General features: G+C 57.4%; 8 protein-coding genes. 2 read left to right on the forward strand and 6 right to left on the reverse strand.

Translation table 11 applies throughout. From position 1 onward, the window contains the following. A partial coding sequence (locus BGIM_RS68135; protein ID WP_162136240.1) for a fused DSP-PTPase phosphatase/NAD kinase-like protein occupies positions 1 to 454 on the reverse strand: 454 nt, incomplete at its 3' end. 857 nt (positions 455 to 1,311) lie between these two features. On the opposite strand from BGIM_RS68135, the gene BGIM_RS48230 reads away from it, so the two are divergent. Together BGIM_RS48230 and BGIM_RS56795 are read left to right on the forward strand one after the other, a co-directional pair. Beyond that, positions 1,312 to 2,217 (forward strand): DUF1559 domain-containing protein, encoded by a 906-nt coding sequence (locus tag BGIM_RS48230; RefSeq protein ID WP_238537580.1) that lies wholly within the window; start codon positions 1,312 to 1,314, stop codon positions 2,215 to 2,217. Positions 2,218 to 2,344: 127 nt separating this feature from the next. Beyond that, the gene (locus BGIM_RS56795) at positions 2,345 to 2,899 is read left to right on the forward strand and encodes a carboxypeptidase-like regulatory domain-containing protein (RefSeq protein WP_052639615.1); all 555 of its coding nucleotides are present in this window, start codon (positions 2,345 to 2,347) and stop codon (positions 2,897 to 2,899) included. A 98-nt stretch (positions 2,900 to 2,997) separates the two neighbouring features. Here the strand turns inward: BGIM_RS56795 and BGIM_RS0101540 are convergent, their stop codons facing one another. The 5 genes from BGIM_RS0101540 to BGIM_RS0101560 all read right to left on the reverse strand — a co-directional run. Continuing rightward, on the reverse strand, positions 2,998 to 3,717 hold the full coding sequence (locus tag BGIM_RS0101540; protein WP_020468043.1) for an ABC transporter ATP-binding protein: 720 nt from the start codon (positions 3,715 to 3,717) through the stop codon (positions 2,998 to 3,000). Continuing rightward, positions 3,714 to 4,502, reverse strand: a complete 789-nt coding sequence (ssuC, locus tag BGIM_RS0101545; RefSeq protein WP_020468044.1) for an aliphatic sulfonate ABC transporter permease SsuC — start codon at positions 4,500 to 4,502, stop codon at positions 3,714 to 3,716. The genes BGIM_RS0101540 and ssuC overlap by 4 nt, the downstream gene beginning before the upstream one ends. Further along, positions 4,499 to 5,635: an FMNH2-dependent alkanesulfonate monooxygenase gene (gene ssuD / locus BGIM_RS0101550; RefSeq protein ID WP_020468045.1), complete on the reverse strand. Its 1,137-nt coding sequence runs from the start codon at positions 5,633 to 5,635 to the stop codon at positions 4,499 to 4,501. The genes ssuC and ssuD overlap by 4 nt, the downstream gene beginning before the upstream one ends. Further along, positions 5,635 to 6,597, reverse strand: coding sequence for an aliphatic sulfonate ABC transporter substrate-binding protein (locus BGIM_RS48240; RefSeq protein WP_020468046.1), 963 nt, complete (start codon positions 6,595 to 6,597; stop codon positions 5,635 to 5,637). Before BGIM_RS48240 ends, ssuD begins: the two co-directional genes overlap by 1 nt. 353 nt (positions 6,598 to 6,950) lie before the next feature. After that, positions 6,951 to 7,781: DUF1501 domain-containing protein (locus BGIM_RS0101560; RefSeq protein ID WP_029629643.1), on the reverse strand; the 831-nt coding region annotated here is incomplete at its 5' end.

Here is a 7,781-nt window from a genome sequence, read left to right on the forward strand (position 1 = left end):
GTTCCATCCGGTACGCCGCGCACATCGCCCCAGTGCGATCCCGGCCCGCCGTGCAGTGGACCCAAACCGGGTGATTGGCCGGGTCGTCCATGATTTGCAGGAAGTCCGCCGCGACGGGTCCGAGCGGAGATTCGCCGGCATGTCCATTCGGTATTCGGGGTGAAATTCGGACGTATCTTATTCCGCGAGCCAAACAAATCTCCTCCTCGCGGACATCCGAGTTTGGCGTTTCACCTCGGACTGGCCGGAGAGTGACCACCGTTCGGATTCGGTGGTCCGTGAGCGCCTGTCCAAACTCCTCCGCAGTGACTTGGCCGCTGCGGTATAACACTCCCGGCTTGACAACACCAAAGTTTCGTGGAGTTGATGGCTGACAACCCAGGCACGCCCAGCAGACCGCCGCGGAGATGCAAAAGACCGTCGCCCGGAATTGTTGCCAAGATCTTGAGACCATTGTCAAATCCTTTGCCCGGAGCAATATTCAAGTCTCTTCTGCGGCCGAACAACCAGCATGCCGGCGTGCTCGGACCGATTTCCAATAGCCGGAGGCGGTTTGGCGGAGCGGCCTTCGGTGACAGGCGATGTAAGCGGCCGGCAGCCAAGTGTCAAAAGAATTTCGACAGAACATCCCAAGCTGATCAGTGCATGCGTCAGTGACAAAATTCCTTCCGGTGTTTTTCCGGTTAGGCCATGTCGGAAAACACCGGCCGTCAATACAGTCGCGCGGTGTCGAAGCGACAAACCACTAGGGCGAGGCGCTGTCCATCAGGCATTCGCAGCAAACCTTATCGCTGTTGGGGCAGGTTATATTGCCGCCGTCCTTGGTCATTTCCATTTAGAACATGCCAATCGCCAAGGATCTTGTGGGTTTGGGCTCATCATCGTCTTGACCATATTCAAGTTCCCTCGGGCAAGCGCAAATGCGCCATCCTTACAACTCTGTCAGACGATCCAGCCAAGAATGAGAAATTAAAAATAGTTGACAAAGTAGCATATTCATAGTCGTCGTTAGATTTTAGCTGTTGACATATATTGGCGAGCGCCTCCTCAAAAAAATATAAACTTGACAAAGTGTCCAATTGCAGCAGTGTTTACTTGACAAAGTATCCACCTGACAGGGTAGCTCATGCCTAAGCGATGGACTATCGCATCTCATTTGAATTTCATCAGCTCAACGATAATCTAGGTTGGGTATCGCAATACTGTCTTGAATTGACTCGTCAATTTAAGGCATCCATCTCGTCAATGATTTCTTGAAAGGACCAAGCCATTAAAACGACAATATGTCGAGATCGCCGCGCGTTTACGCTCATTGAGCTTCTTGTCGTCATCGCGATCATTGCCATTTTAATTGGATTGCTGCTGCCGGCCGTGCAAAAAATCCGCGAGGCCGCGTCAAGATTGCGATGTCAGAATAACTTCAAGCAAATCGGACTGGCCTTGCATTCTTATCATGACAACACTCAAGCCTTTCCCACGGGGGCAGTGAACGGAGGCGCCAACAATGAATCATGGGGCTGGGGCGCTTATATTTTGCCTCACTTGGAGCAAGGGCCGCTTTTTCAGCAATTGAATGTTGACACAGTCGCACTGTACACGCAGGGCGCGAACACAACAATTCAAACGCTCTGCCAGACACGGCTTCCGGTCTTCCTGTGTCCTTCCGACGACCCCGCTTCCCTGTTGACGAGAAGTTTTACCGGGAACAGTTTTCCAGCGGGTTATCAAGTGGCCAAGGCGAATTATATCGCGGTGGCGGGCGGCGGAGATCACGGTCGTCTTAACAACACCGGCGTTTTGTATCTCGCAAGCACGAGCAATATGGCGAGCATTTCTGACGGGACAAGCAACACATTCTTGGTTGGAGAACGAACCACCAAATGCGGGGCCGGAACTTGGGTGGGCAACCGGAACCCCGCGGGAAATGGAAATGTCGGAACCAACTACACTCTTGGCAGAATCAGCGTGGCGCTGAATTCTCCGATCATCACACCGGGCGGATGCGACGAGGGATTTTCCAGCCTTCATACGGGAGGCGCCAATTTCCTTTATGCCGACGGCTCGGTTCGGTTCATCCGCGACAGCATCAGTTTCAACAATGGCAATTGCTGGTCGGGAGCCGATCCCACGGTCACCTGCGCCGACACCGATTATCCGGGTGTCGGAACCTACCAGCGTCTTGGAACTCGAAACGACGCCCAAGTGGTTGATTACTGATTTGAGATAACCGGCTTAATCTTCCCCTTGCGAAAGTGACTGCCAGGCTATCTGACGGATACCATCAGCCGTTCAACGGACCGATTTGCCGCCATATTGTATTTGAGCAATCAAGCGACGCGCCCGATTGCCCGAATCTCTCGATGAACAAAACCAAATTAATTTGAAATTGTGTAATTTTCAGGAAAGTGAAATGAGCAATAACAGCCGATTTGGATTCATGTTGTTACTTTGCCTTGCCATCTCCGGTTGTGGCGAAAACGTCGCCATCGTGAAAGGCCGGGTTTCCCTGGATGGCAAGCCTCTTCCCAACGCCTTGGTTGTCTTTCAACCTGAAAATGGAAGCCGCCCGTCGGTGAGCCGAACTGACGATTCTGGAAATTTTGAACTAATGCGGACGGAGAAGCTGAAAGGAGCCGCCGTCGGCAAGCATAAGGTGAGTGTTACCGTCGGCGGGGAAGTTGACAACATCGGCAAAAAATCCGTGATTGTCGTTGAGAAACTCCCGGCAAAATATAATGTCAAATCAACTCTGGTCAAGGAAGTGCAACCGGGCGCCAACGAAATTAATCTTGATCTTGATTCCAAAGGCGAAATTCTGGGTGCCGGCCGGGAGCCGGTGATCAAGAGCACCTGCGGTTCTACCGAAGACTCCGAATCAGACAGCGAAGCCGCCTCTTGATTATTCCATCAAATGACATGCGATTGTTGTTCGAGATCGCCTCCGCCTGACAGACTGTCCCAAAGTGATCTCGAACAACTTTGTCATTTGCGAAAACCTCATTCCACCAAAACCTTTCCCAAAATCTGACGGGTCAGATTGACGTACCCTTGGCCAGATCGATCTCGCGGTCGCGGGAGATCAATCTCCCATTCATGAGCCAGCCGGCCCTTGGCCAGCAGAATCACCCGGTCGGCCAGGGCCACGGCTTCCTCGACATCGTGGGTAATCAAGATCGTCGTCGCCCCTGATTCTTTCACAAGCGTTTCAATCAGTTGCTGCATCTCCAGCCGGGTCAGGGCATCGAGGCTGCCAAGCGGTTCGTCGAGCAAAAGCAACCGCGGAGCCGCCGCCAGCGAACGGGCCAGCGCGACTCGTTGCTTCTGGCCTCCGGAAAGGATGGCGGGCCAGTCGGTGACGCGGTCGGCAAGCCCGACTTGACCCAACAATTCGAGGCTCCGCTTCCGCTCTGATTTCGGAAGACCCAAGCCGGCGTTGTCGCCCACTCGTAGCCAGGGAAGCAACCGGCTGTCTTGAAACATCATTCGCGAGGAGGGGCAAAGACCAGTCAACACCTTGCCCTCTACCCGAACATCACCATCATCCGGCCGGTCCAAGCCGGCCAGCAGTCGCAGAAAAGTGCTCTTGCCGCTTCCGCTCCGGCCCACGATGGCGACAAACTCCCCCGCCCGACAGGACAGATTCAACTGGTCCAAAATCACCTTGCCACCAAACCGCCGACAAAGGCCCGTCACCTCGACATCCACTCCCAAGTTCATGGGATTTCCCCCGGTTTGCTTGACGAGAGGGATCGGGCATGGGCGGGATGCCAGGGCAACAGAACATGTTCCAGCCATCTCGCGATGGTGTCGGCCAGTTTGCCAAGCAGCGCATAAAGGAGAATGCTCAGGACAACCACATCGGTTTGCAAAAACTCGCGGGCGTTCATGGCCAGATATCCGATGCCGCTGGCGGCGGCAATGGTTTCCGCGACGATGAGGGTGAGCCACATGACGCCAAGGCCGAAGCGGACGCCCACGAGAATCGACGGCAAGGCGCCCGGCAGCAACACCCGCCTGAACAATCCCCATCGGCCGAGGCCGTGGACCCGGCTCATCTCAATCAGGCCCGGATCAACGTTTCGCACGCCGTGATGCGTGTTGAGATACACCGGGAACAACACTCCGAGGGCGACGAGAAACACTTTGGCGGCCTCGCCAATCCCCAGCCACAAAATCACCAGGGGAATCAGCGCGAGATGGGGCATCGTCCGGAGCATTTGCATCGTGCTGTCGATCAGCGATTCGGCAATTCGCGAAGCCCCGGTGAGGATTCCAAGGATCAGGCCAAGCCCGCCGCCGATCACAAAGCCGCTGGCCGCCCGCTGAAAGCTGATTCCCAAATGGCGTGCCAGCTCTCCTGATTCGGCCAGCCGGAAACCCGCCCGCAAAACGGCCGAGGGGGCGGGCATGATTCGATTGGAAAGCCAGCCAAACTCTCCGGCCGCCTGCCACGCAATCAACAATGACAAAGGCACAAGCCACGGAAAAAGCCGGTGTGTCATGAGGAACCGTTTGCCCCTCCGGGAACGCGAACCGCCCCGTTGGCGATCACCTCGCCGCGACTTTCGGTTTCCGCCGGTCTTCGGTCGGGCAGAAGCGGGAAAACATGTTCGGCGAAGTGATATGCCTCCTCCAAATGCGGATACCCGGACAGGATGAAGGTGTCGATGCCCAAGTCTGCATATTCCCGGATGAGGGCGGCCACGGCCGGGCCGTCCCCCACCATCGCCGTGCCCGCCCCGCCTCGCACCAAGCCGACGCCGGCCCACAAATCCGGCCTCAGCCACAACCCTTCCCGGCCGCCGCGTTGTAGCTCCAGCATTCGCCGCTGCCCGTCGGATTCGTACTTCGCCAGGACGTTTTGAGCCTCCGCCGCCACTTCCGGCGTGACATGTTCGATGAGTTTTTCCGCATCCCGCCGGGCTTCGGCGACCGTGTCGCGGACAATCACGTGCAGGCGAATTCCAAAACGCAAGAAGCGACCCTGCCGGTCGGCCAGTTCCCGCATGGCGGCGATCTTCTCGGCCACTTGCTCGGGTCGTTCGCCCCATGTCAGGTAGAGATCGATGTGCTTCGCCGCCACCCGCATGGCCGCCGGGGAGGAACCGCCGAAATATAGCGGAATGTGTGATTGGAACGCCGGAAAAAACTGCCTTGCCCCGTTCACCCGGACATGCGGCCCGGAATAGTTGACTGTCTCCCCGTTCGCCAAGCCATTCCAGACGGTCAGAAAATCATCGGTTTGGACGTAGCGCTCATCATGGGAAAGAAACACGCCGTCGCCTTGCAATTCCTCGGTGTCTCCCCCCGCGACAACATTGATCAAGATCCGCCCTCGCGACTGGCGGTCAAATGTCGCCGCCATCCGGTAGGCGAGGGTCGGACTCACAAGACCGGGCCGGATGGCCACCAGATATTTCAATCGTGAAGTGATGGCGGCCAGGCCGGAAGCCGTCACCCAGGCGTCGTCACACCCGCGTCCCGTCGGCAGCAACACCCCCTCATATCCCAAGGCATCGGCCGCGCGGGCGACTTGGGCGAAGTAATCAATTGTCGCCGGCCGGCCGCCGACGGTGGTTCCCAGAAAGCGACCATCGCCTTGGGTTGGTATGAACCAAAAAATGTTGAGTGGCATTATTCTTTTCCCACGGCCGGCCGTTTCAGCACGGCATCCCGGATGGCGATTTTCCGGGGCAGCAGGCCGAGTTCGAGATATCGATCCGCCAGCGATTGCTGGGCGGCGATCATGTCTTCGTTGATGTCGTGCGTGTCATAGCGGGACCGGCGGGATTCCGCGAGGCCGACCGCATTCATGGGAATCCCCGTTTCGGCCGACAAGAACCGATTGACCTCGTCCGGGCGTTCCTTGGCCCAGGACTTGATGCGAGCCAGCTCGGCTCGAAATTCCGTCAGTCGTTCCGGATGACTCTCGGCCATTCGTCGAGACGCAAAATAGAATTCTCGCCCCTCGACATACCCTTTCCCGGTGGCCAGTTTCCGGTGTCCGCCCGCCTGTTCCGCCGCGGCAAGGTACGGGTCCCAAACAGCCCAGGCGTCAATCGAACCGGATTCCAGCGCCACCCGACCGTCGGCGGGCGAAAGATACATGGCCACGATGTCCGTGATCTTCATTTCGTGCTTTTCGAGGTAACGCAGAATCATGGTGTGGGCGCTGGTTCCCTTGGCGAAGCCGACACGACGACCGCGAAGGTCATTGGCGCCGTTGATCGTCGATTCGTTTTTGACAAGAAGCCCGGAACTGTCCGGACTCGGCGACGATGCGGCAAAATAGACAAACGGGATCTCGGCCGCCTGGGCGAAGATCGGGGGCGAATCCCCCGCATGGCCAATGTCGATGCTTCCGGCGTTGAGAGCCTCCAACAGTGGAGGTCCCGAGGGGAATTCGATCCACTCGATTCGGATTCCCCTCGGCTCAAATGATTTGGTCAATTCACCCGAGGTCTTCAGAATCGAAAAACTGCCCCATTTCTGATAGCCGATCCGGATGACGTCAGACGGGTCATTTTGGCGGGAGACACAGCCGGGAAGCAGCATGGCCAACATGGCCGCCGCCAAGATCACCAAGCGATTGCTCATAATTCCCATCCGGAAGGCTTCATTTTGGCCGGGTTCTGTTCTGAATGAGTTTTCCAAGTAATGGTGTGAGAAGAAACACCCAAAACCAAACACCGCCTGTCTGGCGGATCCAGCATTGCATCTTGCTTTGTTAGACATTGCCTGCCCATGAAGAAGTGACCGACTTGATTAAGTGGACACTGAAAAATTGTTTTACGGGCATCTGTGGTCCAGAGGTGGACTTTGAAGATCAGGCAGACAGTCTATTGTTCTTCAAGGTGACAGAAATTGCCCGGTCAATTTCTGTCACCGGAATCGCTTCCAAACGTGACCACTGATCTGACTTGTTGGACAAATTACACAGCGGAATGGGCTCACGCCATGATTTCTCGGGCCACTTTGCCGGCCACATCCGTCAACCGGAAGTCGCGGCCCGCATAGCGGTAGGTCAACTTCTCATGGTCGAGGCCCATCAGGGCCAGCAGCGTGGCGTGCAGGTCGTTGGTGTGCATCCGGCCGTCGACGGCCTTGATGCCGTACTCGTCCGTGGCCCCGTAGGTGACACCCTTCTTGATGCCGGCCCCGGCGAGGGCCATCGGGTAGCCGGTGATGTTGTGGTCCCGGCCGTCGACGCCCTGAGTGGTTGGCTGGCGGCCGAACTCGCTGCCGAAGATCACCAGCGTGTCTTCCAACAGGCCGCGATTCTCCAAGTCGGCCAGGAGGGCCGAGGTCGGCTGGTCGACGGCGGCGCAATTGTTGATCAACCCCTTGTGCAGGTTGTTGTGATGATCCCAGCCCGGCTGGCAGATCTCCACAAACCGCACACCGGCCTCGCTCAGCCGCCGGGCCATGAGGCATTGCCGGGCGAAGGCCCCGGCCGGGCCGGGCTTGATGCCGTAGGCGTCCTTCACCTTTTGCGGTTCCTTCGAGATGTCGAGCAACTGCGGCACCTTCCCCTGCATCCGGAAGGCCAGTTCGTAGGACTCGATCACGCCATCCACCTGATCCGGGGCGCCGGGCGTGGCGGCCAGATCGCGGTTCATCCCCTGGATCAAGTCGAGTTGCTTTCGCTGAAGATCGCCGGAGGTTCCGGCTTTCAGGTGGGCGAGTTCGCCGGCGTCGTTGATGCGGGTTCCCTGAAAGTGGGCCGGGAGGAACGCGCTGCCGTAGTTGACGGCCCCGCCGAAGTTTGGCGGCGGGTTGAT

Source organism: Zavarzinella formosa DSM 19928 (genome assembly GCF_000255705.1).
In the GTDB taxonomy this organism is placed as follows: Bacteria; Planctomycetota; Planctomycetia; order Gemmatales; family Gemmataceae; genus Zavarzinella; species Zavarzinella formosa.

Coding starts and splice junctions, on each gene's coding strand:
- ssuD (WP_020468045.1), bottom strand. CDS start 5,635: ATGCCACTCAACATTTTTTGGTTCATACCAACCCAAGGCGATGGTCGC.
- BGIM_RS48240 (WP_020468046.1), bottom strand. CDS start 6,597: ATGAGCAATCGCTTGGTGATCTTGGCGGCGGCCATGTTGGCCATGCTG.
- ssuC (WP_020468044.1), bottom strand. CDS start 4,502: ATGACACACCGGCTTTTTCCGTGGCTTGTGCCTTTGTCATTGTTGATT.
- BGIM_RS0101540 (WP_020468043.1), bottom strand. CDS start 3,717: ATGAACTTGGGAGTGGATGTCGAGGTGACGGGCCTTTGTCGGCGGTTT.